Source organism: Chloroherpetonaceae bacterium (assembly GCA_025056565.1).
Taxonomy (GTDB): domain Bacteria; phylum Bacteroidota; class Chlorobiia; order Chlorobiales; family Thermochlorobacteraceae; genus Thermochlorobacter.
Map to the genome: position 1 here is coordinate 1 of JANWWA010000072.1, position 521 is coordinate 521.

The window sequence follows — 521 nt, forward strand, 5'->3', positions numbered from 1 at the left end:
TCGGCGGGGGGGCGGGCGGGCGGGGCGCGGGCGACGCGGTGGGGGTATTCGGAGGGGGAGAGGTGGTGAAGGATATGGTTGAAGGCGTGGAGGTCGTCGTGGATAATTTTTGTCCAGAAGAAGGCGGCGTCGCTGAAGTGTTTGAAGAGGGATTCTTGGAGCATGATGTCTTGGGTGTGGTGGGGGTATTCGGATTCGATGTTACGGAAGGTAAGGTGGAGGCGGGCGACGCCATATTTTTGGAGGATATGGAAGTTACCTCGTCGTGCGGCGGCGGTGAGGAGGGTGGAGAAGAGGTGGTGGAGGAAATCGTGTTTAGAGTGGGTGGAGGGGTATTTCAGTCCGAGGGCGTCTGGGATAAGTTTATCGAAGATGAATTCGAAGGCTGTGCCTTGGGTGGGGGTAGGTTTTCCGTCGATCATGAGGTAGGGTGGATTGCCTTCGAGGTAAATGGAGACGAGTCGTTCAGGGTCATCTAGAAGGATGCGCATGACGAGGAAGCTAGCGATACGGTTGATGGC

1 protein-coding gene is annotated in these 521 nt (G+C 56.8%); it reads left to right on the forward strand.

Annotation, left to right across the window (positions count from 1 at the left end; all coding sequences use genetic code 11):
• Positions 1 to 479, forward strand: a 479-nt coding sequence (locus NZM05_12730) for a hypothetical protein (protein ID MCS7014480.1), incomplete at its 5' end; no start/stop codon positions are given.
• Between the last annotated feature and the right edge of the window lie 42 nt (positions 480 to 521).